Below are 25961 nucleotides of genomic sequence, written 5' to 3'. Positions count from 1 at the left end.
TCTACACATATAATATTCCTAAAGGAATATAAAGAAGAATAAAAGATATTCCAGCGGAACATTATCTGTGTAGAAAAAACAAGTTTGGATGTCTTGCGCTCCGTAGGAGCGCTATCTTAACACATTGCAATGCAAATAATAAAAAATAAATCTAATCCATAAAATGAAAAAAATTGCAATATATCTGAGTCTTTTCTGCATCGGATTTTCGTCCCTGAATGCCCAGAAAATTGATCGTAAAAAAGTTGTTCAGCGGCATAATATCGTCAACACCAAAGCAGATACGTTGTCCACTTTAACGGTTGGGAACGGGAAATTTGCCTACACCGTTGACATTACCGGAATGCAGTCATTCCCTGAATACTCCAAAAACGGTGTTTCATTGGGAACGCAGTCAGAATGGGGCTGGAACAGCTTTCCGAATACTGAAAATTATACGTTTGAGGAAACTTTAAAACCTTACGATTTCAATAACGACGGCCGAAAAGCTTTATACAGCGTTCAACTGAAAGAACCCGAACGCAACAGAAAAGCAGTTGAGTATTTCAGAGTGAACCAACATCGTTTGCAGTTGGGAAATATAGGTCTTGAGCTGCTTAAAAAAGACGGCCAAAAAGCTCAGGTTTCAGATTTGCAGAATATCAATCAGAAAATTGATTTATGGACAGGAATTATTACGAGTGAATTTACTTTGGAAGGAACTCCTGTAAAAGTGTGGACGGCTTCTTTCCAGAATTCAGATAAAATCGGGGTGAAAATTGAATCTGATTTGATTAGTCAAAAAAGATTGAAGGTTTTCGCCAAATATCCTTATCCGAGCGGACAGTTTTTAGATGAAGCGGCTTTTTATGGAAACGCAGATAAACATTCAACAAAAATCATTTCATCAAACTCAACGCAGGGACTGATTGAACATAAATTACAAACTGCGGATTATTTTACGCAATTATATTTTACAGAAGGAAAATTAAGTGAAGCCGGAAAACATCATTTTGTTTACGAACCTTCTTCAAAAAACAAAACTCTTGAATTGACAGTTGAGTTTTCAGATAAAAATCAAAAGACTACAAAAAGTTTATTTACGGATGCTGAAAAAGAAAGTATTTCCGGCTGGAAAAACTTTTGGGAAAGCGGTGCTGCTGTTGATTTTGAAGGAAGTACGGATAAAAGAGCCAATGAATTAGAGCGAAGAATTGTTTTGTCTGAATATCTAACGAAAGTTCAGTGTGGAGGAAGCAATCCGCCGCAGGAAACAGGTCTAACGTTCAACAGCTGGTACGGAAAGCCACACACAGAAATGCACTGGTGGCACGGCGTTCACTTCGCTTTGTGGGGAAGACCGGAAATTTTGGAAAAGCAACTGGATTATTATTTCAGGTCATTTGAAAAAGCTAAAAAGCTAGCGGAAAGACAAGGCTATAAAGGTGTTCGTTGGATTAAAATGTCTGATAATGACGGCAATGAAAGTCCGTCTTCTGTTGCAGCATTTTTGATCTGGGAACAACCGCATTTGATTTATATGACCGAGCTTTTATATCGTGATAAAAAGGATAAAAAAGTTTTAGAAAAATATAAAGACCTGGTTTTTGCAACGGCTGAGTTTATGGCTGATTTTGCGACTTTCGACAAAGAAAAAAACCGTTATAATCTCGGAAAAGGTGTGATCCCGGCACAGGAAGTTTTCCCTGCAAAAGATACTTATAACCCGACTTACGAAGTCGCTTATTGGGATTGGGCGCTGAAAGTTGCTCAGCAATGGAAAGAAAGACTGGGCGAACCGAGAAATAAAAAATGGGATGACGTGATTACCAAACTGGCTCCGCTTCCGGTGCAGGACGGCGTTTATTTGTCAACTGAATCGGCGAAAGATTCTTTCACTTTTCCAAAATGGATGACCGACCACCCTTCAGTTTTGGGAGCATTAGGAATGGTTCCGGAATCTCCGAAACTGGATAAAAAGATTATGAAAAATACTTTGGATATCGTTTGGGAAAGATGGAACTGGGCTCATACCTGGGGTTGGGATTTCCCGATGACGGCGATGAATGCTGCAAGGCTTGGACTTCCGAATAAGGCTTTGGATGCGCTTTTTATGGATATTCAGACCAATACTTATTTAAAAAACGGACATAATTTCCAGGATGGGCGTTTGAGAATTTATCTTCCGGGAAACGGCGGAACTTTAACAGCCGTTGCGATGATGCTGGAAGGTTGGGACAGTTCAACAGGACAATTTCCCGGTTTCCCGAAAGACGGCAGCTGGAAAATAAAAACGGAAGGGTTTAAAAAGATGCCTTAAAAATTTCACATTCATATAGTTGAAGTCTGTCCTTTTATAGGGCAGGCTTTTTTGTTTAAGGTTTAGGGTTCAAAGTTCGGATTAAAGTTTACAATAAAATTGGAGTTATCATCGTTTTACAGTAGAGGATTGGTAATTTAATAAATTTAAACTTATATGAATCTACAATTATAAAGCACTGAAAACAAGTCATTTATATTAATTTATTTCATTAAACATGATGATTATCAGTTATTGTAAATTTTTGTAACTTGTCTTCTTTAACAAATCATTTTTCTGAAAATTCATTTTGGTTAAAGAAAATAATTCCTATACCACAAAAGCTATGGCAGAAACTTTTGAAATACATATCAACGAAAACTCCAGAGTTCCCAAATACAAACAGATTGTAGATTCTATTTTAAATGGAATTGATGGCGGAGAGATCAGCATCGGCGAAAAAATTCCCTCCATTAATGAACTAAGTGAATCCTGTTTTCTTTCAAGAGATACAGTGGAAAAAGCATATAAAGAACTGAGAAAACGACAGATTATTGAATCTGTGAAAGGGAAAGGATATTATATTTCCCGAATCAATAAGAATGACACGATTAATATTTTCTTTCTGATCAACAAACCGAGCACGTACAAAATGATGATCTATAATTATTTCGTGAATGCAATCGGTACCAAAGGCAATGTGGAAATGTATATTTACCACTGCGATGAAACGCTTTTTATAAATGCTTTGAAAAAAAATATAGGAGGTTTTGATTATTATGTCATCATGCCCCATTTCCGGGACGAACAGTCTAAACACACGAGCTCTACCAGAGAGGTAATTGAAATGATTGAAAAAATTCCTAAGAATAAATTGCTGATGCTGGACAATACAAAACCCAATATTTCAGGAGAATACGGTTCTATTTTTCAGGATTTCGAGCATGATATTTACAATGCTTTAAAAGAAGGTCTGGATAAGATCAGGAAATACGAAAAAATCATACTGGTATATCCCGATAAATCCATCCATCCCTATCCTTTCAGGATCGTAAGAGGTTTTGAAAAATTCTGCAGGGATTTTAAGCTTGATTATGAAATTCTCGATGAAATTTATCATGACATGGAACTGCAGGACAAAGATATCTTTATTACCATCCGTGAACGTGATCTTGTAAACCTTGTAAAACAGATCAGGCAGAAAAACCTGAAGCTTGGTGAAGATATCGGCATTATTTCATACAATGAGACACCGCTAAAGGAACTGCTGGGAATTACCGTAATCACGACTGATTTTAAAGCGATGGGCGAATCTGCAGCATATATGATCCTAAAGAACAAAAAAGAATCGGTGAACAATGTTTTCAAATTTATTCAGAGGGATTCTCTTTAAAAGTATTTTAAACTCCGCAATAATTGCGCAATCGATTACACTATTTTATTATTTTAAATACATTATTTCATTATGATTAAAAAATTAATTTTTGCTTTGAGCTTTATCATGGCAATTACCATCACCGCACAGAAAATAAATGATACTGATGCTGTGACAGCCGCCGCCGAAAAGTTGCGAACGGCCATGATAAGCGGGGAAAAATCTGCTCTCGAATCTTTAATTTTACCTGAACTTACATACGGACATTCCGGAGGCCACATTGATGATGCCAGAGAATTTGTGGAAAAATTAGTTACGAAGAAATCTGATTTTCTTACAATTGATATAACCAATCAAACCGTGCAGATTGTTGGAAATACAGCGATTGTCCGCCATCATTTTTACGCAACGACCGCCGACGCAGGAAAAGCTCCCGGTGATGTTACTCTGGATATTTTACTGGTTTGGGCTAAAGTGAAAAACGACTGGAAATTATTGGCAAGACAGGCTGTGAAAGCGGAGAAGAAAAAGTAAATTAATTATTTTTGCAACAATTATATTTCGACCATGAAATTAAAATGCATTCTTTTTGCCATTTTGATGATGATTTTAAGTTGTAAATCAAATGATGCTTTTTCATTAAAAAAAATGAGTAATCGTGAACGTAACGAGTACATATCTTCAAATTTACGATCTAAAACAGGTACAGAATTAGGCAATTTTTTGTACCATATTAAATTGTCTAAAGTTGATTTAAAACCCTATAATCAGATTTTATTTGAAAAATTAGAAACTGCGGCTTTTCCTTATGATATGTATATAGTATCAGAGCTTTTAATTGAAAATGGTAGTGATAAGTCTGCCATTGAAAATACATTAAATTCGAAAATAAAAATATGGGATGTTGGAAATTGGTCAGAAAAATTTTGGAATTTAATTCAAAATAACAATCTGAAAATTGAAAAGCCCCAGTATTACAGTTCTGATTCCACGATTCAGAAATATAACATTCCTGAATTTATGAAGGTTAAATTAGCCAACAATGAGCTTGGAGAAAATCCACTATTAATGGTAGATTGGAAAATAGTAGATTATGAAAAGGGTAAATTAATTGAAGTATTAAATAAATTAAACATCAAACAGATTGATATTACTCCCAAAAGTCAATCTGTCAGTTTATATGGAAAAAGAGGGATTGATGGGCTTATGAGAGTCAGCACAAATTAAACCTTTTACATTTACATTGTTTTAAGTTTCGGCTAAAGCCGATTGAGATACACTAATAAAAAACGGGCTTAAAGCCCGTTTCTATTAATCAATTTCTTCTGTTAATTTTTTGAGAAAGCTTATTAACTTCCATCGTCCAGCTTCGCGCTCAAAACCTACCTCACCCTAAAATCCCGCAGCTGTTCCGGCTTTTCACAGCAAAGCTGTTCCATTACCTGTCTGAACTGCATTTTGAGCATTTCAATAATATGATCACCACCCTGATCTCCCAAAGCACCTACAGCATACATAAATGTTCTTCCCATAAAGGTAAATTCGGCACCGCAGCTTAAGGCTCGGGCTACATCAGGACCGGTTCTCACGCCGCTGTCCATCATAATTTTAATCTGATTTTTATATTTTTCACTGATTTCTTTTACCACCGCAATGGTAGATTCTCCGGCATCCAGCTGTCTTCCTCCGTGGTTGGAAATAATCATTCCATCGAAACCCAAACGTACTGCTTCTTCCGCATCTTCATCGGAAGCCACGCCTTTGATGACCAGTTTTCCTTTCCACTGATCGCGGATCGCCTTGATTCTGTCCGAATTTAATCTTCCTGAAAAAGTGGAGTTCATGAACTGTCCCAACTGTTTTACATTCATGTTTTTATCCATATATTTTTCCATTGTTTTAAAACCCGGAACGCCATTTTTCAGCATCTCCAGACACCATTGAGGTTTTGCCAGTGCCTGGGAAACATTCCGGAAATTCAGTTGTGGCGGCATCGCTAATCCGTTTCTGATTTCTTTGGCTCTGTACCCGAAGGTAGGAACATCTGCCAGAACCACCAGGACATCATATCCCGAAGCTTCACAGCGGTTGAGAATATCATCACGCAGCCATTCTTCCCTCGGGTGATAAAGCTGATACCATGCTTTTCCTTCCGTTAATTCCGCAATTCTTTCAATGCTGCTTGTGGTAACCGTGCTTAAAATAAAAGGAATATTATGTTTAAAAGCTGCCTTTGCCAAGATTTCCGGGGCATTCGGCCACATTAATCCCTGCAGACCAACAGGAGAAATCCCGAAAGGTGCGGAATAATTCACCCCGAATAATTCGGTTTCCATATTGGCTTCGGCAAAATTGTTATTCAGATAACGCGGGCGAAGCAACACCTCTCTTAATTCGTTGGTATTTCTGTCACGGTTTATATTTTCATTACAGCCGCCGTCCAGGTATTCAAAAGCAAAACGGGGCATTCTTTTCTTTGCTCTTTCAATTAAAAGCTCAAGCGATGCATATCTTGTGTCAAATGGGAAAGCCATGATTACAGGTTTTATGTTAAAAAGTCAGAAGTCAGAAGTAAAAAGTTAGAAGTAAGAAGTAAAAATTAGAAGTTGATTCTTTCACATTTTACTTTTCACCTCTCACCTTTCACATTTTACTTTACATATTTACAAATTAAAAATTAAAGGCTGAAGCACTTTCATCTGATAATGCTGTTGCAGAAAAGCTTCATCTATTTTTTTGTTGGAAATCACCATGGACGCTCCCAATGCAGAACCCAGCGGCGAATGGCTGGACATTACATTATAATGCTGAAAATGGTGTGACATCAGTTTCATAAATACATCATTATCGGTAAATCCGCCATCGATATAAATATGCTGAATTTCAGAATTTCCGATAGCATTTGTAATCGTATGAATCTGTAGATCCATCAGTTCGATCATCAGCTGATGATAGGCTTCTTCAAAAGTTGCGAAAGAATTTAAATCGGTCTCGCTGATCATTTTTCTTTTTAAAATAATGCCTTCAAAACGGAAATAAACTGCTTTATGCTTCATTAAACGAAGGTACAAATCCTGATCAAACTGTACTTCCCTGTGGAAACCATACTCTTTTCCATAATGCGCACATAATTTTTCGACCTGGATTTTATATTCATTTCCCATGAAAAAACGGGATGCTTTCACACGTTTTCCGTCGATTCTCATGTAATTCAGGCAATTGTTTTCGATGTCTTCATCGGTTAAACTCTCATCATTGAAAGGATTGAGAGAAATACTCCAGGTACCTGTTGAAAGCAGCAAGAACGGTTCTTTTTTGCTTAAAATATAAGGCAAGAGTGCCGAAGAACTGTCGTGGATTCCAACCCCGATTTTAATTTTCTTATTTCTGTATGAGGTATTAATGCTTGCTGAAGTCGGCACAATCGGCGGTAACAAAGCATCGATCTCTTCTTCGTACACCCAATCATGGTAATCTGCTTTATCGTAATCCCATAAATTGGTGTGACAGCCGATTGATGTAAATTCGGAGACACAGATTCCGGTAAACAGGTAGGATAAATATTGTGGTAAATGAAGACTGTACCGGATTTTTTTGAAAACTTCCGGATGTTTATATTTCAACCAGAAAAGCTGTAATCCGGAATTCAGCATTCCTGCCTGCGGAGAGGCTGTTTCACGGGCAATTTTAAGTTTACTGCCGTGTTTTTTATAGAATAAATCCAAGATTTCTTCATCCATCGGTTTGGTGTAATTGTACAATGGCGTGAGAACATTTCCTTTCTGGTCCAGATGTACAAAACTTGCCCCGTATGTAGAGAAATTAATGGCTTTTACTTCAAAATTTTCATCATCAAGAATGGCATTGAAATTATCTTTGATCCAGTTTTGGAGTGCAGCCAGATCTTCCGTTGGATAGCCATCTTCATCAGTTGTGAGCTGTAATTCGGTATATTCCCGGACAACTTCTTTGTAATTTTTATCAAACAGAAAGAATTTTTTATTGGTTTTTCCAATATCAAATACAATGGTTACTTTCTTTTTTTTAGACATTTTCAAGGATGATTATTTTGGTCATTGCGAATGACTTTTAAACGCAAAGTCCGCAAAGAGTTTTTTTAATACTATATGTTTTTAAGTTCGCAAAGGCGTTCTACTTAGCAAAGATCACAAAAGAATGTACTGTATATTATGTAAACTCATAATTTTATCTTTAATTATAAAACCTTTTTAAGCAAAGATTATTTTGTCATTGCGAGGAGCGATGAAGCAATCTTTTTAATTAAACACTTCTTTTTATTTTTTTAACGCAAAGCTCACAAAGAGTTTTTTTAATACTATAGTTTTTTAAGTTCGCAAGGGCATTTCACTCAGCAAATGATAATTATATTGATTGAATATTTATTAAAGTTAATTATTTCCTACACCATTAAGGAGTGTTCAGATATTAAGATCATTAAGAAAAAATCCACTAATTCTCAAGCAATCAGCTTAAACCCCAATAATCTAAACACTTTCAACCTTAATGATAAAAATATAAGGATACATATAATTAAAAACTTTCGATTGCACTTGAAAGTTCAAATTATCAAATTAAAACAGGTTATAATCCTGTAGCTTTTACATTCAGACCTCTTTCGGAAATTAAATTTTCTCTCACTTTAAGATTTCTGTAAGCCGAAATAGGATCAATCGCTGCGCCTGTCTGTAATCTTGCAGCTTTTAATAACGGACGAACATCTGTTCTGTACGCATTTTGTAAAATTTCCTGTGCACGAACCACATCGTTATTCAGCTGCGCATATTTCAATGCTTTCTGATCTACTAAAAGTGCCTGAGCATACGCGATCAAAATCGCTTCCAGTGACTGAATAAGGTCTTCCAACGGATCTTTAATATTGTGGCTTGCATCAATCATCCAAGCCGGATACGGATTCTGCGGATTGTTTTCCATCCCATATACCAATTCATTGAAAATCAGGAATAATGCATAAGGCTTTATTGAACCCACCGTTAAATCATCATCACCATATTTACTGTCGTTGAAATGGAATCCTCCTAATTTTCCTTTATACATTAACGTGGCAACGATTTGCTCAATGTTCGAATTGGGTAAGTGATGACCTAAATCAACCAAAGTATAGGCTCTTTCTCCACAAGCATTGGCCAACATGAAAGACGTTCCCCAATCCTGAATGGTCGTTGAATAGAAATTCGGTTCATAAGGTTTATATTCGATGAAAAGTTTCCAGTCTTCCGGCATTCCTGCATAAATTTCTTTTAAACTTTGCTCTGTTTTCGACAAAGCGGTCTGGAAATTTAACTGTCCCGGGAAGCTTGCGCCGTCTGCCAACCAAACCGTTAAGCTTTTTGAACCTAATTCTTCACCAATGCGGATTACTTCTTTATTGTGTTCAACGGCATAGGCTCTTGCGTCTTCATTCGCTGCATTCAAAGAGCCGAATTTGTAGGATTGTTTTGCTCCCGGCTGATCCTGAAACGTATTGGAATTCATTGCATCGAAAACTAATCCGTGAGCTATTGCTTTTTCTTTAATCGCTTTTATATCACCAGGAATATCCCAGGGAATGTGAAGCGAAACTGCTCCTGCGGAGTGTGTTAAAGCATGAATCAATCCAACATCATCTAATTTCTGCTCTAATGTTGCCGGCTCTCCACCGTAAGAAAATCTTCCAAAACGTGTTCCGCCTGCTCCCAAAGCCCAACTTGGAATGGCTACCTGAAAATCGGCAATTTTTTTGACAATTTCAGAAACATTCGCTCCTGATTTTGTAAGTTTATCTGATAAATAGGCGAAGTCTGAATTGAAATTTGCGGTTTCACTTTTATTATACTGTTCTATACTTTCTTTGTTTATAATCATATTCTGATTTATTTTTTACAGAATTATATTTATTATGCTTGCATCCTGTGCTATTGTAGGTCGCCACTTCGTGGCTCTGGTTGAGGAAATTTATTTTCAAATCCATTTAACATAATAATATCAAACTTACGATTTAAAATATACTCCTTCAGTATTGATGTAAAAAAATTATCTCGGGAAAGCATTGGCCATTCCGCCGTCTACATTGATGATGTTTCCTGTACTTTTATCTAAAATGGCAACGCAGGCGAAAACTCCGTTGGCAATGTCTTCCGGAAGAATGATTTCATTTAAAAGATTTCTTTTGGCGTAAAATGCCGGAAGTTCTTCCACCGTGATTCCATTGGCTTTTGCACGGCCTTCTGCCCATTCTCCTTCCCAGATTTTGCTTCCTACAATTACACCGTCCGGATTTACAACATTTACCCTGATCTTATCTGCAGCCAGTTCTGCAGCCAACAGTCTGGTCATATGTTGCTGAGCCGCTTTTGCAGTTCCGTACGCTACATTATTCGGTCCCGCAACGAGTCCGTTTTTGCTTGCAATATTGACGATATCTCCACCCAGATTTTGTTTTTTCATGATCTCGGTTCCGATTTTTGACAATAAGAATTGTCCTTTCACCAAAACATTTTCAAGAAGATCCCAATCTTTTAAAGTAGTTTCTTCCAGCGACTTTGAAATAGCCAGTCCAGCAGAATGAACGATGATATCTACTCCACCGAATGCCAAAACGGTTTCTTTGAATGCATCAGCAATCGCTTCATCACTCGTTACATCACACTGAACGGCAATTGCCTGGTCTTTGCTGTATTTTGAAATAGCCGATTGTACGGCTTCTGTATTCAAATCCGTATACACAACAACTGCACCTTCAGCAATCATTTTATCGGCAATTGCCTGCCCTATTCCGCCTCCTGCTCCCGTAACTATGGCAACTTTTCTTGACAAAGGCTTCTCCTTCGGCATTCTCTGAAGTTTAGCCTCTTCCAGCAGCCAGTATTCGATATCGAAAGCTTCCTGTCTTGGTAATGAGGTGTATTCAGAAATAGCTTCTGCACCGCGCATTACATTGATGGCGTTGACATAAAATTCACTAGCCACACGCGTAGTCTGCTTATCTTTTGAAAAGCTGAACATTCCCACTCCCGGATAAATGATGATCACCGGATTCGGATCTCGCATTGCAGGGCTGTTCGGATGTTTACAGGTTTCGTAATATTCTTTATATTCCTGTCGGTATTGTTCGAAAAGCGGAGTTAATTTTTCCAAAACAGCTTTAGAATCAGTAAGATCTTCGTTTTTACCTAAAGTGAGCACCAACGGCTGAATTTTCGTTCTCAGAAAGTGATCCGGGCATGAAGTTCCCAGCGGAGCCAGTCTTTCAAGATCATTGCTATTGATGAATTCCAGAACAGTATCGCTGTCTGTAAAATGGCCAACCATCCTGTTTTCTGAAGAAGCCAGACCTCTCAACAACGGCATAATCTGCGCCGCTTTATTCTTACGTTCGTCAGCAGGCAGAGATTCTATTTTTTGTCCGCCAAAAACCTGTCCTTTTTCTTCAATTTTTTTGGCAATATATTCTGAAGCCATCTCAATAACTTCCAGACTGTTGATATAACACTCGTAGGAAGTATCTCCCCAGGTAAATAATCCATGACTACCTAAAACAATCCCCCTGATTCCCGGATTATCGTTTAAACATTTTTCCAGCTGCAAACCCAGGTCGAAGCCCGGCCTTTGCCATGGCACCCATCCCATTGTATCACCCCAGATTTCTTTGGTGATAGCTTCACTGTCTTTTGCTGCAGCGACTGCAATTAATGCATCAGGATGAAGGTGGTCTATATGTCTGAATGGAAGGAGTCCATGAAGAGGTGTATCGATGGATGGCGCTTTACTGTCCAGATCGTAGATGCAGTGATCAAATAATCCTACCATTCTGTCTTCATCTTCCAGACCTTCGTAAACATTTTTAAGGTTTCTCAACCTTTCAGTATATAAACCCGCAATTCCTTTTCTTGTTAAAGTCCCGATATCGCCTCCGGAACCTTTCACCCACATTACCTCAACTTCTTCATTGGTTAAAGGATCTTTTTCTATGGTTTTACAGCTTGTATTTCCTCCTCCGTAGTTGGTGATTCTTAAGTCTGCTCCCAGAATATTTGAACGGTATAAAAATAAGGCTACCTGGTCATCTCCAAAAGATGCTGCTTTTTCATCATCCCACAAATAGTTTACGTATCTAAATGTTTTTAGTTTTTCCATTGTCTTTACTTATATTTCTAAATTCTCACCCAAAATTAGATTGTTCTGTTTTGTACAGCATCCCGTACTATACTGCTAAATGCCTTATGTAAAAATAAATTAACATGTTACTTTTAATTCAGCTTAGTATGGTTTATTTCAATCTGATCCGGATGAATCATAATTAATATTTTGTGATGTATGTTTTAAAAAATAAACATCAAGAAATCTAGAACTTCTCAATGTTTATGCTGAATGAGTTTAGTTTAATTAATATCCGGGCAACTGAGTCAAATTAGGATTATCAACCAAAGGATGTCCTGCAGAAGCTGCTGCGAAAGGCAATAGCTCTGTTTTATTCGGTACAAATCCATAGAAAAGTCCGTCTCCGCCTCCTTCAATCCAGTTCGGATAAGTGCCTCCGTTTTCAGCGGAACCTGTAGGTTTGGTATAGATAATATTCCCGATCTGCAATGCATTAAATCCTTCAACAAATCCTACCGCTTTTCTGGCATTTCCGTTAAATGTACTTGTGTAAGCCTGGAACATATTTACAGGATACCATTTGTCTTCAGCCGTTGAAGTTTGTCCGTTTGCCAGTGCAATACTCTTTAGAGTCGTCTGATAAGCGGCATACCCTGAAGAATTGGTAGGAACCGCCTGAACTGCTGCAATTTCTGCCGGATTTGTTAAATCTATATAGGTAACTGCCAGGAAAGGATCTCCGTAAACCTGTGCATTTTTATGAAATTTATACAATCTGTACACCGGGGTCGATGCAAACTGTCCTGTACGGTCCGAAAGATTTTTCATTGCCTGTTTTGTCGCATTAATTTCGCTGGCGATGCGGTTCATTCTTATTAAGTCTGTACGAAGCATAAATTCATCGGAAAACTCCCACTTGCGCTCCTGAACAATAGCATCCTGAAACGCCTGCTGACCGCTTGGTATTGGCAATGAGCCTATTCCGGCACGGTTTCTCACCTGTTGCAAAGCAGCAGTTCCTGCGGCTGTAGGACCTCCGTTCAGATAGTTTTGAGTTTCTGCATACATCAGCAATACATCAGCATATCTTATGATCGGAATATTGAGGTTACGTGCGTCGGCCGCCTGTGGCTCCACACACCAGCTTATTCTGAATTTACCCGGCATAATACAGGAATAAGTAGTTCCCACATCCACCCAGGTGTCTGATGCAGCACCTGTTTTCAGAAAATAAATACTGTACGAAGTACACGCGACATCCCTGCGTTTATCTGCCTGATTAAAAGACAAATAATAGGTTGGCAATATGAACTGTAAAGCTTTTCTGGATCCATACGTACCCCCTCTGGAACCCGGATGTGCATAAACACCAAATGCAGAGTTGGTATTAGGACCATATTCAGCGATATGCCAAAGCATCTCCTGATTTACGGCTGCAAAGTTTCTTCTGTCAAAATTGAACCATAAGGCTTCGAAACCACTTTTCCCTCCCTGCGCCTGCACCAGGCTGTTGGTACCTGCATTAATTACAGAAGCTGCTGCTGCATCTGCAATCTGGTACAGCTGCTGAACTCTGCTGTTATCAGGGCGACGGGACATCGTACCGGCAGATCCTGTATTCAGATCCCAACGAAGAGAATATCCCGCGGCATACAATGCAATTCTTGCTAAAAGCGCATTAGCAGACTGTTTGTTCAGTCTTTCCGGAGTTCCGTTTGAACCCGGTAAATTGTTTACCGATTCCTGAATATCAGCAATGATGCGATCGTAAATTCCGTCTCTTGGAGAACGTTTCGGATAAAATGTATTCTGATCATTAGGATCTGCATCTTCAAGGGGGATCCAAATAGCAGGCACATCTCCGTAAACGCGTATTAAGTTATGATAACAAAATGCACGAATTGCTTTCGCTTCTGCCAATAAGGCATCACGCTTTGTGCTTGCAGGCATAGTCGGTAATCTGCTGATGGCGATATTAGCCCTTTCAATAATAGCATACATGGCAGCATAAATTCCTGTAACGGTATTTGGAGTATAGGCATCGTACTGATAGTTGCAGATATTGTATTTGGAATTGTTGGTTGAGCCGTCTTCCGCAGAGTGGGTTACGGTATCTCCGGCACCGAGCTGATAAAACATTTCAGTAGGAACAAGCCCTCTGTAAAGTCCCTGGACAAAAGCATCTGCGGTTTCTATATTGTCAAATACCGATTCTGTATTGGATGAATTATAAGCAGGCTGATCCAAAAAATCATCACTGCAGGAATTGATACTGACGCTGCCGACTAAAATTGCCGGAATGATAATCAGCGTTTTTAAAAGATTTTTTTTATTATATCTGTTTTTCATGATGTAATCGTTTGCATTTAGAAAGTTAAATTAATACCAAGAACGTAACTTCTTGAACGTGGGTATGAAGAGCTGTCGTATCCCGGCGTAACCGTAACGCCGCTGGCCGCAGAAACTTCCGGATCATAGCCTGAATATCCCGTAATTGTTGCTAAGTTATTAACGGTAAAGTAGATACGCGCATTGGTAAGTTTCACATGGCTTAAAAATTCTCTCGGGAAGGAGTACCCCAGCGTTACCATAGCAATTCTTAAATAAGAACCATCTTCCACATAATACGATGACGGATAAGTAATATATCCTGAGTTGGTAGTATTTAAGCTCCAAAGACGGGATTCTTCATCAGGATTCAGTTCTTTTAATCGTGCAAGATTTGTAGTGGCCTGACCGGTATTAGGATCAATAATACGATAATAATTATCTCCGAATTCCGAAGGCGTATTTTGAAATAAAGCATATGGGCTCAAACTATGCTTGGTAGCATTGTAAATATCACCCCCTACACTAAATTTTAAGAATACTGCAAGATCAAAACCTTTATACGAAAAATTATTGCTGATCCCTCCGATAAAATCCGGTGTTCCATTTCCTATTTTTACCAGTTTTCTTGTAAACTGATCTCCGGCCTCATTATCTGCTGCAAATTTGATATCTCCGGGTTTAGGAGTTCCGGAAGCCGGTTTTACAACTCCTGGTTTTAATGTTAATGATCCGTTGGATTCCTGGATAAAATCGTCGGTCGTATAAATTCCCTGATAAACATATCCATACATATCTCCTAATTCTTCTCCGACGGTAGCATAATAGGTTACCATACCTGCCCTGTTGCTGCCGACACTGAAGTTTCTGAATTGTCTTCCTTCATCCAGTGATAATACTTTTGATTTATTGAACCCAACATTAGCATCTGTAGACCATCTAAAATCACCGGACTTTACGTTGATTGAGTTTAAAGTGAATTCCATACCGGTATTTTTCATGGAACCGATATTTTTAAACTGTCTCGCATATCCCGTAGATGCAGGCAATACAGTTTCCAGCAACATGCCGGTAACATTGTTGTTGTACCATTCTGATGTTAATTTAATCCTGTTATTAAACAATGCTAAATCTACCCCGATATTGGTGGATCTCATTTCCTCCCACTGAACCATACGGTTCCCCAGAACACTGCTTGTTACCAGAGCAAGATTTCCTACCGTATTATTCAGAGGATAATCTGTTCCCACAACATTGGTTCTGAAAACATTATCCGGAATACTGTTATTACCAACGATCCCGTATTCAAACCTGAATTTAAGATCATTAACATAATTTTCGATTTTGGAGTTTTTCCAGAAACCTTCTTCTGAAACTCTCCATGCAGCAGCTACAGAAGGAAATACACCCCATTTATTATCTGGTCCGAATTTTGAAGATCCGTCACGGCGCACCGTACCGGTAAGAAGGTAACGATTATCATAATTATAATTTACTCTTGCAAAATAGGAAAGCAGGCTGAATGATGATCTGTCCGTACTTTTATCCGCAACAGTCGCATTGGATATATCATCCAGTCCATAATTTAAAATAGATGGAAATCTTACCAGCCTCATGCTGTTGCTCTCACTTTCCTGATAGATGATTTCATTACCGATAAGCCCGGTTATTTTATGTTTCTCGCCTAACGTTTTATTATATGTCAATGTATTGGTGATCTGATATCGGTACGCCTCAGAATTCCCGATACTTCCGTTAATACCGGTATTGACAGGATCTGTAAGGTACGCACGGGAATTTTTATCTGAAAACGCCGTGGCTTTGGTATTGGTCCAGTTATAAGATCCTGCCGTTCTGAATGTAAAATCTTTCAGGAAATCAAATTCCAGACCCACATTGGCAAGGAAGGTTCTTACCCTTCTGTTCTGCGTAGATGCTGCCGTTTCGATATACGGATTTTCCGTGTCGAAACCTGAATCCAATGCTGAAAAATCAGGAAAAGTCTGCGTATTGAATAACTGATCCTGGCTAAATAATGTTCCTCCTGTGATAGGCTGGAGCAATATTTTTTTCATTCCCGAATAGGCTCCGCCACCATTAGTGGAATTTGAATTAAACATGGAACTGAAATCCAACCGTATTCCTTTGTACAGTTCTGAATTGACATTAGCACGTAAAGAGTTTCTGGTTTCACTGAAATTCTGCAGCAAACCATCCTGCTTATTATAATTATAACTAATGAACGTCTGCGTCTTATCACTACCTGCCGAAACACTCACGTTATGGTTTTGGGTAACTCCCGTCCCCCCAAGCATTCTTTCCTGCCAGTCCAGTGCAGGTGCAGATGCGTAGCGGTTGTTGATCCTGGCAAATGCACCAGTGTAAAATCCGGGAGAGTCTGTTCCTAAACTATTATCAAAAACATTGCTCCACTGAGTGGTTTTTCCCTGGAGCTGTGCCATTTCATACTGATATTTCACAAACTGTTCAGAATTTGAAACCATGTCCAGCTTCTTTGACAGCATATCGAAAGACATGAATGAATTGTAGTTGATGGTAATTCTTCCTTTTTTTCCGGTTTTAGTTTTAATAACAATAATACCGTTTGAACCTCTTGCACCGTAAATTGCAATGGCGGAAGCACCTTTCAGTACATCAATACTTTCAATATCGTTGGGATTAATAATATTAAGCGCGTTGTCCAGCTGGAAACCGTCTACAATATAAAGAGGCTCCGTTCCCTGGGTAATGGAAGCACCACCACGAACGGTAACATTTGCTCCTGCTCCGGGTGCACCACCTGCCGTAACAATATTTAATCCTGCTGCCCTGCCCTGTAATGCCTGTAAAGCATTCATTGCCGGTGTTGCCGCCAGATCTTTTGCAGAAACTGAAGATACCGATCCTGTAAGATCTGATTTTTTAACTTTACCATAACCAATAACGACCACCTCCTCAATATCTTTAGTCTTTTCTTTCACAGTGTCATTTACTGCCTTTTGCCCGAACATAAAGCCAGATGCAAGCAAAAATAGCGGTGCAATAAGTGGCTTAAAATTCTTCTGTTTGATTTTAATAGACATATATTAATTTTTACATCACCAAAATACATCCTTAGAAATATTCAGCCATCCTGCAATATCCTGTATTAAAATATTCATTATTTAAGTTAATTAAATATCAATTTTATAATTAAAATCAATTAAATATAAAAATTTAGTCACAATTAAATGAATTAAAATAAAAATTCGCAATAAATAAATTTCAACATAAATCAAACACCTTCTCCCGAAATTATACGCATAGCATAAAAAAAGGTGCTGAAAAATCAACACCTAAGAGAAATTAAACTATATAAACTGTATGAAATAATACCGTGGTAAAGCTTTATTAGCGCAAGGAATTTCCGTATCCTACGATAAGAATAGAGATAAACATAACAATCATCCCAACCACAATAGTAGAAATTGTTTTTTTGGAAACCCCTTTCCATTCTTTAATGACCACTCCCCAGAGATTGGCGATCAAGATGATAAACGCCATGTGTAAAATCCATGAGCTCGGACCGTTCCCCATTTTACTTTCACCCATTCCGTAGAAAAAAAACTGTAAGAACCACATGGTCCCTGCCAATGCGCAGAAAAGAATATTTTTTGCAACAGGCACATTTTTTTTAGTGTAATCTGAATAAGATTTATTTTTAAATGACAGATAAAGGCAGCCCAAAAGATTAGAAGCCATACCGCCCCAAAGGACAACAATATAGGTTACATTATTCTGGAACAGAAATTCTCCCTGACCGGGATTTGCAGCTTTCCATGCATCGTTGGCTACCATTGCCATAGGTTTTCCGGCTTCAAGTCCGAAATTGAAACAGGCGCTCAAAACTCCGGAAATGATAGCCACCGTAAGTCCAAGTCCGAATTTATACTCGGTTTTTACCGATGTACCGTGAGGATCTTTAGATTCTTTCTGAAGCTCTTTATCTTTCATCACACCGGCCTTTCCGCTGATGATAATTCCGATAACGCATACAAAAAGTCCCAGAAGGACCATTCTTCCCCATGTGCTTGAAATCATCAGTCCGATATTGTCCTTTCCTTCGTGAGGCGAAAATTCGTAAAAAATAGAAGGAACAAGCGAGCCGATCACCATGGTAAGTCCCAGCATGATACTGCTTCCCAGGGCAACCCCTAAGTACCTGACTCCTAAACCGTACATGAAGCCACCGATTCCCCACAACGCTCCGAACAAAAAGGTTAATCCTAAAATTGATGAACTTTCATTCTGAATAATTTCCCAAAAATCCGGAATAGTAAGATAGGCAGCCAGCGGCGGAACAATAATCCATGAAAAGACACCTCCTATTAACCAAAATGTTTCCCATTGCCAGCCTTTAACTTTTTTATAGGGCAAATAAAAACTTCCCGAAGAAAAACCTCCTAAAAAATGAAAAATAACTCCTAATAATGCGTTCATAATTTTATCGTTCGATTGAGTCTGAAAATTAACAAGATGTAATCGATCGCGCATCTTGTAGTGTCATGTAAATAAATGTGATTCTGGATTGAAAAGGCAAATTTAAAATTTCTAAACTATAAATAAATATGATTATAGTATACATTTAACCGTAAAAACCTATGTTGTAAGCATCTGTTAAAGGTTTAAATCAAATAAAAATTCGAAAACAAAAGCCTTTTATTATTTTAATTGATACACTTCACTTGCAGCCAGCAATAGACAACCAAGGCCATAATCTTCAAAATCAGGCTCTTTGCTCACGGAAAGTGGCTGTCCATCTTTCGGTTCTTTTCCGGTACCCTGAACCCAACCCAAAAATCCGCTAGGCTGAACAGAATCTTTAACAATGGCATTCCAGGCTTTGATTACAACCGGCAGATATGTCTTTTTATCAATCAGACCTTTGTTGATTCCATAGGACATTCCATATACAAACAATGCAGTTCCCGTCATTTCTTTTCCGCCAAAATTTGTCGGGTCATGAAGGCTTACATTCCAGAAACCGTCTTCTCTCTGGATGGGAACCAAAGCCGATAACAAATTTTTATAATCCTGTAGATATTCCTGATAATGCGCATCCGACTTGGGTGTATCTTCCAAAGTTCTGGCAAGTGCGGCTAATACCCAGCCGTTTCCGCGGCTCCAGTAGCAATCTTCGCCGTTCGGTTCTTTATATGGCGGAACAAAGCTTTTATCTCTCCACCAGAGTTTATCTTTTGCATTGTAGAGGCCGTTTCCTCCGTGCTTATATTTGGTGAAAGCGTACATTTCGTAATTCTTGTCAAAATACTTTTTGTCGCCGGTGATTCTTCCCAATTTTGTAAAAATCGGCATTCCCATTTGTAAAGCGTCAATCCACCACCAATCATCCGACTTCCCCGAAGCAATCATACTGTCCATCGACATTTTCACGTATTTGATCCGTTCAGGATGTTTTCTTCCATCAATCTCGTAAAGATCGAGATAAGTCTGTCCGCACGCCTGGTTATCGGCATTTCTTGTAAATGTTCCGCGCATCATATCCCAATTGTGTTTTTGCGACCAATCCAAAGCGTAATTATAGTATTCTTTTTTAGGATCAACTTTATACAATGCCATCAATCCTTCATAATAAACCGCTCTAGTCCATAGATTGCTCGGCCAGATTTTTTTCCCGACAATTTCTTTTCCCGGATCCGTCCATTTGTTCATAAAGTATTGATTGGCTCGTTCTGCAACTTCCAGAACTTCTTTTTTATTTGGAAGATCTGCATTTGCTGTATTTTTCTTTTGAACCGAACAGGAAGTCATTCCTGCGATGATCAGTGCAAAAATGCCTGTTGTTAATAGTCTTTTCATTTTATATTTAAATTTAATTATCAATCTTAGGTTTTACAACATAAACATTAGGTTTTGGAACTTCTTTCACCGATTCCTCCAAATAATAATCGGTGTGTGGCGGCTGATTGTACCCCACATTTTGCCAAACGATACTCAATCGGTATTGCGGATTGTGCATTAAAGTGTACAATCTGTGTTTTGTCGGACTGGTCGTGCTGAAAATTCTCAATTCCTGATTATCGGCAGTTCTGTAAATCACTTCTTCTCGCCAGTCTCCGAATAAATCGGCAACCAGAGCCGGATTTTTCTTTGTTCCGTTATTGGATTCGCACTGAAAATCTTTAGCATCGAAAATCAGGTTTGACTTTTCATTTTCCCAGTCCCATTTGGAAACAACAGTTCCGTCTAAAATTTCACTTAAAAAATCGCCGTCCCAATAAATCCCCATATTCACTGCCGGATTTTTATCGGTGATTTTCTTTCCCCTAGCACTATAAACGCCTTTCAGTCCTGCACCGGCCGCCCAACATTCGGAACCTTCATAACGAGGGTCGATATTTAAAGATAAACCTCTTCCCGGACCCTGGAATTTACTCGCCTGACTGTACACGGTTGACGGCAATTTCCAAAGCACTTTTCCTGTTTTTCCATCCCTGAAGTGCGCTCCCGCATCATCAAAACGTTCCTGAATATCAAAAATTTCCAATCCCGGATTAGATGGGTCTAAATCTCCAACGTGCACAGCATCACCGTGACCGTAACCTGTGCTGTTCAACACTTTTCCGTCATCATCAACCGTCATTGCTCCGAAAACGATTTCGTCTTTTTCGTCATTATCGACATCGGCAATTGTTAAGTTATGATTTCCCTGTCCGCGGTATTGTTTGTTTTCTTCTGAACTTTCGGTATCGAAAAGCCACCGAAGACTCAGTTTTTTGTCTTTAAAATCCCAGGCTGCAATCGCTGTTCTGGTGTAATAGCCTCGTGACATAATCACACTCGGAGTCTTCCCATCGAGATAAGCAACAGCTCCCAAAAACCGATCGATACGGTTTCCTTTGGCATCGCCCCAGGTTTCGGTCATTTGTTCGGCAGTTGGATTTAAACTTCCTGCAAATCTTGGAACCTGATAATTGACGGTATGAATTTCTTCTCCTGTTTGCCCATCGAAAACCGTCAGAAATTCGGGTCCGGAAAGAATCATTCCGTTTTCGTTGACGTAATTTTTCGTTGGGTCACCAATGAATTTTCCTTTTCCGTCTTTGCTTCCGTCGGCAGTTTTCATTACGATTTCCGCTTTTCCGTCCTGATCTAAATCATAAACTAAAAACTGCGTGTAATGCGCTCCTTCCCGGATATTTTTGCCTAAATTAATCTCCCACAGAAACTTTCCATTCATTTTATAAGCCTGAATAATAGGCGGGTCAGTCTCTCCTTTCTGGCTGTTATCGTGCGACCTTCCGGTTTGATGAAGAATAATTTCATATTCGCCATCGCCATCCAAATCGGCAACTGAAGCATCATTCGGCGTGTAACCTTGAGGCGTTTTCAACGGAATTGAAAAATACGGTTTTTGATTCGCCGTGTATTCCGCAAAATCCTGGTCAACGTCTTGGTGTTGCGTATTTGATTTTACGAAGTAGGTATAGTTTTTTCTTTTGTCAGCGGTTTTATCTAAAAAATTGGTTTCGCTGAGCAAAGGTTTATCATTCAGTTTTTTGGTCTGATTCTTTTCTGTGCGATACAAATCGAAATGCATGTTCTGAGCTTCCGTTCCCAACAATCGCCAACTTACAAAAACGCCTGATTCTGCTGGAATCGCAACGATTCCTCTTTTCAGGTATTCCATTTGTCTTTGCGCGAAAAAAACTTGCGAAAGAAAAATGGCGGATGTAATGAATATATATTTGATTTTCATAAATCTTGTTTTAATAAGTTAGCAGAATGCTTTATAATATTTGCTCGATGTCATTCTAAACATAGACTGAAAGTCTACGAACGAAGTTCAAAAATGCAGTGAAGAATCTCAATTTATCTGGTAAAATTCTTCCTTCGTCAGAATGACAAACGTTCTATCAATAACATTTAAACGCTGAAATGGCAAACTGCTTGAGCAGATTGCTTCGTCGTTCCCTCGTAATGACATCACTCGAATTCAATCGATTGCACAACTTTGGTTATTTTTTTGAAATCTGCTTCAATAACCACTTTACCCATTCTTCGGTTCCTTCATAATTCGAAAAATCTTCAGTTAGTTTTTTTCCGTCAATGTATTCGTTATAACACCAAGGATCACCTAAAGCGAAGACAGTTCCTTTTCCCACTTTCGCAATGGCACCAATCACTTGGTTTTCAGCGTACAAAAATGGCTTTGCAGGTGCTTTTACTGAAATAGTGCTGACTTCTTTCATATATAATTTAAGTTCCGAAAAGACTTCATTTCCCGGTTTTACGTAGACTGCACCTTTCTCAAATTCTCTGCCTTTCAGCCTGTTAATACTGTCATCATTAAAATGAATCCCGAATTTCTCTGCCAGTTTGTTGAAATGTTCAAACTCAGAGTTGCCATTGTCGTTGCTTAGCAGAACGAGAACACCTCCGTTTTTCACCCATTTTTCCAGGTTTTTTATCGTTTTAGCATCCATTAGGTTGGCTTTTCCGCCGTACGCTTCCTTATCGATATCGGGGTCAACAATGATGTAAATGTTAGCATTTTTTAAATCATTTTTTGAAGGAGCTGTTGTTAATGTGCTGATTTCTGCGCCTTGCTTTTGGAAAAGTTCGCCCAACATAGAAAAGCCCCCATTGGTTGTATCATTCCACGTGTAATGCCACGATTCCAAAACTTTGGTTTCTTTATTTTCTCTTTTTTCGTTGTTGAAAAAGTTGTCCAGAACAACTTTTGGTTTGTTTTGAGCATTAGAAAATCCGAATGTGAGGAGCGTTCCTAATACTAATGTTTTTACGATATTTTTATTCATAAATCTTTATTTAATATTTAAATTCAATTTATTCTGCTGTAATTTTTAACGCAAAGTCCGCAAAGATTTTTTTGACTACTATTCTTTTTTAAGTTCACAAAGGCGTTTCACTTAAATAAGTATACAAAGATTGTTAATTGCAGGCTGTTATTAAATTATTTTGAGAAATATACAGGAATTAATTGAATTTCGCCATCTAAACCTGAAGGTTGTACTTTCCAATTCGAAGCGTCGAAAGGTTTGTAATCGATGTTGACAAAATTAATTTCATGGTAATTTCGCCACGAGATTTTATTCTGATCCATATAGCGGATTCGGTTCGCCATCAGGTTTGAAACTTCAATCTGAATGGTATTTTTCCCTTTTTTTAAATATTTTCCAACATTGATTTCAAACGGATTGCTCCAGACAATTCCGGCTTCCTGTCCGTTGATAAGCACTTTTGCGCTTTCGTAGAATTTATCAAATTTCAATTGATAATCGTCTGCTTCTTTCTTTTTTAAATTTAAAGTTGTCGTGTAAATTCCTGTTCCTGAAAAACTTTGCGTTGAAGCATCTTCCGTGAAGTTCGTCCAAGGCTGGAGTTTCGTTAAAATTCTTGATTTCGGAAGTTCGGGTCCACCTTCTTTGAACGTCAGTTGCCAAGGTTGGTTTAAAACAATCGGAGCATCAGTTTTTTCAATATATTTCCATTTTGCAATTGAGTTATCTGGCGTTTCTGATGCTTTTATAATTAAAGATTCTCCGGATTTCAACTGAACTTTGACTGAATTATTCCGGGTTTCAGCAATGCCGAAATCTTCATTTTCCGGATTCATCAAAACGACCTGTTTCCCGATATAATTTACGGGAATATTTTGATTGATTTCTTTTGAAGTGTGATTGACGACGTAATAAAATTTCCCGCCATCAAACTGTCTTCTGACAAATCTCAATCCTGTATCGGTTAATTTTTCTCTTTCGATTTTTAAGAATTCTAAAGCTTTTTCAACATCAGAACTCAACACAAGCTTTCCTTTTCCGAATGTTGCCGATTTTAAATTTCCGTTTTGCTGGAAAGGAATTTGATTCCATAAAGACTGTAATTCATTTTTTCTTTTCTCAAATTCAAAAAATCCCGGAACATCTTTTGGCTCACTTTGGAAAATCACACAAGCTCCATTTTGAGCTAAGTTTAAAATATTTTTTAACGTTGATTCAGAGAAATAATTCAATTGAGGAATAATTAATACCTTGTAAGAACCTCCATTTTTTGAAACCTGAATATTCTGATTTTCAAATTTCGCTTCGGAAATCATTTTATCCGAAATCATATCCAGAGAATAACCGGATTTCCCTAATTTCTCAAGGTTTTCATAGAATACAGTCGGATGCAGCCACTTTTCAATATTATGAATTTTGAACGCCATATCTTTTCCTTTCGGACTCGCCCATTGGTCGTAAACCGGCCAGTACATCAGGATTTCATTGTCTGATTTTCCACTTTGTAAAACAGATTGAGTTCGCTCGATATAAGAATTTAAGCCTTTAATATCTGGCCATAAACTGTTTTCAGGAACGAAATTCGTAGAGGCATAAAACAACCAGCCCGGAAACTGAACATCAGCCGGCGTATACGTTGTTCCGTGATAAAAAATATGGTTGATTCCTGAAAGGAAAATCTGTTCAGCTTCTGGTTTAACCTGTGACCAGGATGTTTTGAAATGTTCCGTCAACCAGGTGAAAGATTCATTGGATATCAGAGGTTTTCCGGTAATATTGGCTGCTGAAGATGCAAATTTCAACATATTAATATCTGGAACTTCCTTTGTATTGATGTCTTCCAGATTTCTTTTCAAACCCTGAATATCAAATTTTGTGTTTCCGAAAGTCTCAGATTCCGGAATATCAACTGCAGCATATAAATCCAACAAATTTCCCGGCGAACCGTGCGCCTGATTAGTATTTCTAGAGTTTTTGGAATGTGCCCAATTCGTAAAATTTTCAGCGAAATTATGCAGAATCAGCTCACTCATCGTTTCGCGATAATCGGATTTTATTCTTCCGGCGATTTCGTTTTCCTCATTTCCAACCAAATATTTGATGTAAGGACTTAAATCATACCCTCTTCTTTTCTTAAATTCTTCTTTAAAATTTGCCGTCCAGTCTGCCCCATAAACCTCATAGCTGTCATTGAAAAACGAACGGATTCCATAGTTTGAATTTCCAAAAGCCTTATCGAAAGTTTTCAGATAATCTTTGGTTGCATTAGGCGAAAAATGGTCTAAAGTATAGCCATCACCACCCGGAGCAGCACGTTTTACTTTCTGCAAAGTCTTGCCTGCAAAAACTGCGTAGATTGTCCATTTTACTGCGCTTGGTTTCCAGTTTAAAGTTCCGTCCTGAGTAACTTTATCTGTTAAAACTACCGCTTCATTTTTTTCATTATAAGCAGTAACGATATCGAGTTTTATGGTCTTTAAATTCTTCTGTTTTTCGTCTTTCAGGACAATTTTTTCAGAAAATTTTTCATTTGGTTGAATCTCGTAAGTCTGAACAATCATTTTTGTTGCAGCATCCTGTTCGTTCACTTGCGGCCCGCCAATCGGCCAGCCTGTTCCGACTGCCATATCAACACCCATATTCAGACTTTTTGCTTTCGTTGTTGTGAACTGGAGCATTCTCATCCATTCCTGAGAAAGGTAATTGATGTATTTATTCTCAAACCCTTTTGCTCCATAAATTGGGACAATTTCCACCCCACCGAAACCGGCATTAGAAAGGGTTGTCAGTTGTTTGTCCAGACCTTCTTCGTCAACGGCACTTCCCATCCACCACCAGCGCGTCCACGGCTGAGCGGTGTTGGTCGCTTTTGGCCACGGATTTTGCGCGGAGAGATTTCCGAAGGCAAAACAGAGAACGCTTATTTTTATGATATTACGAATATTCATTTTTTACTTGTTTAATTTAACCACAAAAGTCACAAAAGTTTTTAAACACATTAGTTGTTTAAGTTTGTGATTCCAATGCTTAGAAGAACACATTAGTTTAAAAATCAAAG

The 25961-nt window shown here is 38.4% G+C and carries 15 protein-coding genes; 4 read left to right on the top strand and 11 right to left on the bottom strand.

Annotated features, from left to right (window positions below; all coding sequences use genetic code 11):
- Positions 1–163: 163 nt before the first annotated feature.
- The 4 genes from M0D58_RS00865 to M0D58_RS00850 all read left to right on the top strand — a co-directional run bounded on the left by M0D58_RS00865 (position 164) and on the right by M0D58_RS00850 (position 4880).
- The gene (locus M0D58_RS00865) at positions 164–2299 is read left to right on the top strand and encodes a hypothetical protein (RefSeq protein ID WP_248392790.1); all 2136 of its coding nucleotides are present in this window, start codon (positions 164–166) and stop codon (positions 2297–2299) included.
- 325 nt (positions 2300–2624) lie between these two features.
- On the top strand, positions 2625–3671 hold the full coding sequence (locus M0D58_RS00860) for a GntR family transcriptional regulator (protein WP_248392788.1): 1047 nt from the start codon (positions 2625–2627) through the stop codon (positions 3669–3671).
- Between the two features lie 72 nt (positions 3672–3743).
- Entirely contained in the window at positions 3744–4187 is a 444-nt protein-coding gene (locus M0D58_RS00855; RefSeq protein ID WP_248392785.1) for a nuclear transport factor 2 family protein, read from the top strand.
- Between the two features lie 33 nt (positions 4188–4220).
- Positions 4221–4880 carry a hypothetical protein gene (locus M0D58_RS00850; RefSeq protein WP_248392784.1) on the top strand — a complete coding sequence of 220 codons (660 nt, stop codon included), beginning with the start codon at positions 4221–4223 and terminating at the stop codon, positions 4878–4880.
- A gap of 155 nt (positions 4881–5035) precedes the next feature.
- Here the strand turns inward: M0D58_RS00850 and M0D58_RS00845 are convergent, their stop codons facing one another.
- The 11 genes from M0D58_RS00845 to M0D58_RS00795 all read right to left on the bottom strand — a co-directional run bounded on the left by M0D58_RS00845 (position 5036) and on the right by M0D58_RS00795 (position 25851).
- Positions 5036–6187: an alpha-hydroxy acid oxidase gene (locus M0D58_RS00845; protein ID WP_248392782.1), complete on the bottom strand. Its 1152-nt coding sequence runs from the start codon at positions 6185–6187 to the stop codon at positions 5036–5038.
- Positions 6188–6316: 129 nt separating this feature from the next.
- Positions 6317–7705, bottom strand: a complete 1389-nt coding sequence (locus tag M0D58_RS00840; protein WP_248392780.1) for an FGGY-family carbohydrate kinase — start codon at positions 7703–7705, stop codon at positions 6317–6319.
- 550 nt (positions 7706–8255) lie between these two features.
- On the bottom strand, positions 8256–9536 hold the full coding sequence (locus tag M0D58_RS00835) for a sugar isomerase (protein ID WP_248392779.1): 1281 nt from the start codon (positions 9534–9536) through the stop codon (positions 8256–8258).
- A 168-nt stretch (positions 9537–9704) separates the two neighbouring features.
- Positions 9705–11807, bottom strand: a complete 2103-nt coding sequence (locus tag M0D58_RS00830) for a bifunctional aldolase/short-chain dehydrogenase (RefSeq protein ID WP_248392778.1) — start codon at positions 11805–11807, stop codon at positions 9705–9707.
- Positions 11808–12056: 249 nt separating this feature from the next.
- The gene (locus M0D58_RS00825; protein WP_248392777.1) at positions 12057–14120 is read right to left on the bottom strand and encodes a RagB/SusD family nutrient uptake outer membrane protein; all 2064 of its coding nucleotides are present in this window, start codon (positions 14118–14120) and stop codon (positions 12057–12059) included.
- Between the two features lie 17 nt (positions 14121–14137).
- Positions 14138–17182 (bottom strand): SusC/RagA family TonB-linked outer membrane protein, encoded by a 3045-nt coding sequence (locus M0D58_RS00820; protein ID WP_248392776.1) that lies wholly within the window; start codon positions 17180–17182, stop codon positions 14138–14140.
- 307 nt (positions 17183–17489) lie between these two features.
- The gene (gene rhaT, locus M0D58_RS00815) at positions 17490–18578 is read right to left on the bottom strand and encodes an L-rhamnose/proton symporter RhaT (protein ID WP_248392775.1); all 1089 of its coding nucleotides are present in this window, start codon (positions 18576–18578) and stop codon (positions 17490–17492) included.
- 222 nt (positions 18579–18800) lie between these two features.
- Entirely contained in the window at positions 18801–19958 is a 1158-nt protein-coding gene (locus M0D58_RS00810; protein WP_248392773.1) for a glycoside hydrolase family 88/105 protein, read from the bottom strand.
- A 13-nt stretch (positions 19959–19971) separates the two neighbouring features.
- A complete protein-coding gene (locus M0D58_RS00805; RefSeq protein WP_248392771.1) occupies positions 19972–21858 on the bottom strand; it encodes a rhamnogalacturonan lyase in 1887 nt (628 codons plus the stop codon).
- A gap of 259 nt (positions 21859–22117) precedes the next feature.
- Entirely contained in the window at positions 22118–22921 is an 804-nt protein-coding gene (locus tag M0D58_RS00800) for a DUF4350 domain-containing protein (protein WP_248392769.1), read from the bottom strand.
- Between the two features lie 155 nt (positions 22922–23076).
- Positions 23077–25851, bottom strand: coding sequence for a glycosyl hydrolase (locus M0D58_RS00795; protein ID WP_248392768.1), 2775 nt, complete (start codon positions 25849–25851; stop codon positions 23077–23079).
- Between the last annotated feature and the right edge of the window lie 110 nt (positions 25852–25961).

The sequence above is a fragment of the Chryseobacterium nepalense genome (genome assembly GCF_023195755.1).
GTDB classification, from domain to species: domain Bacteria; phylum Bacteroidota; class Bacteroidia; order Flavobacteriales; family Weeksellaceae; genus Chryseobacterium; species Chryseobacterium nepalense.
The sequence above is the reverse complement of the archived record's forward strand: the minus strand, read 5'-3'. Positions and strand labels throughout refer to the sequence as shown.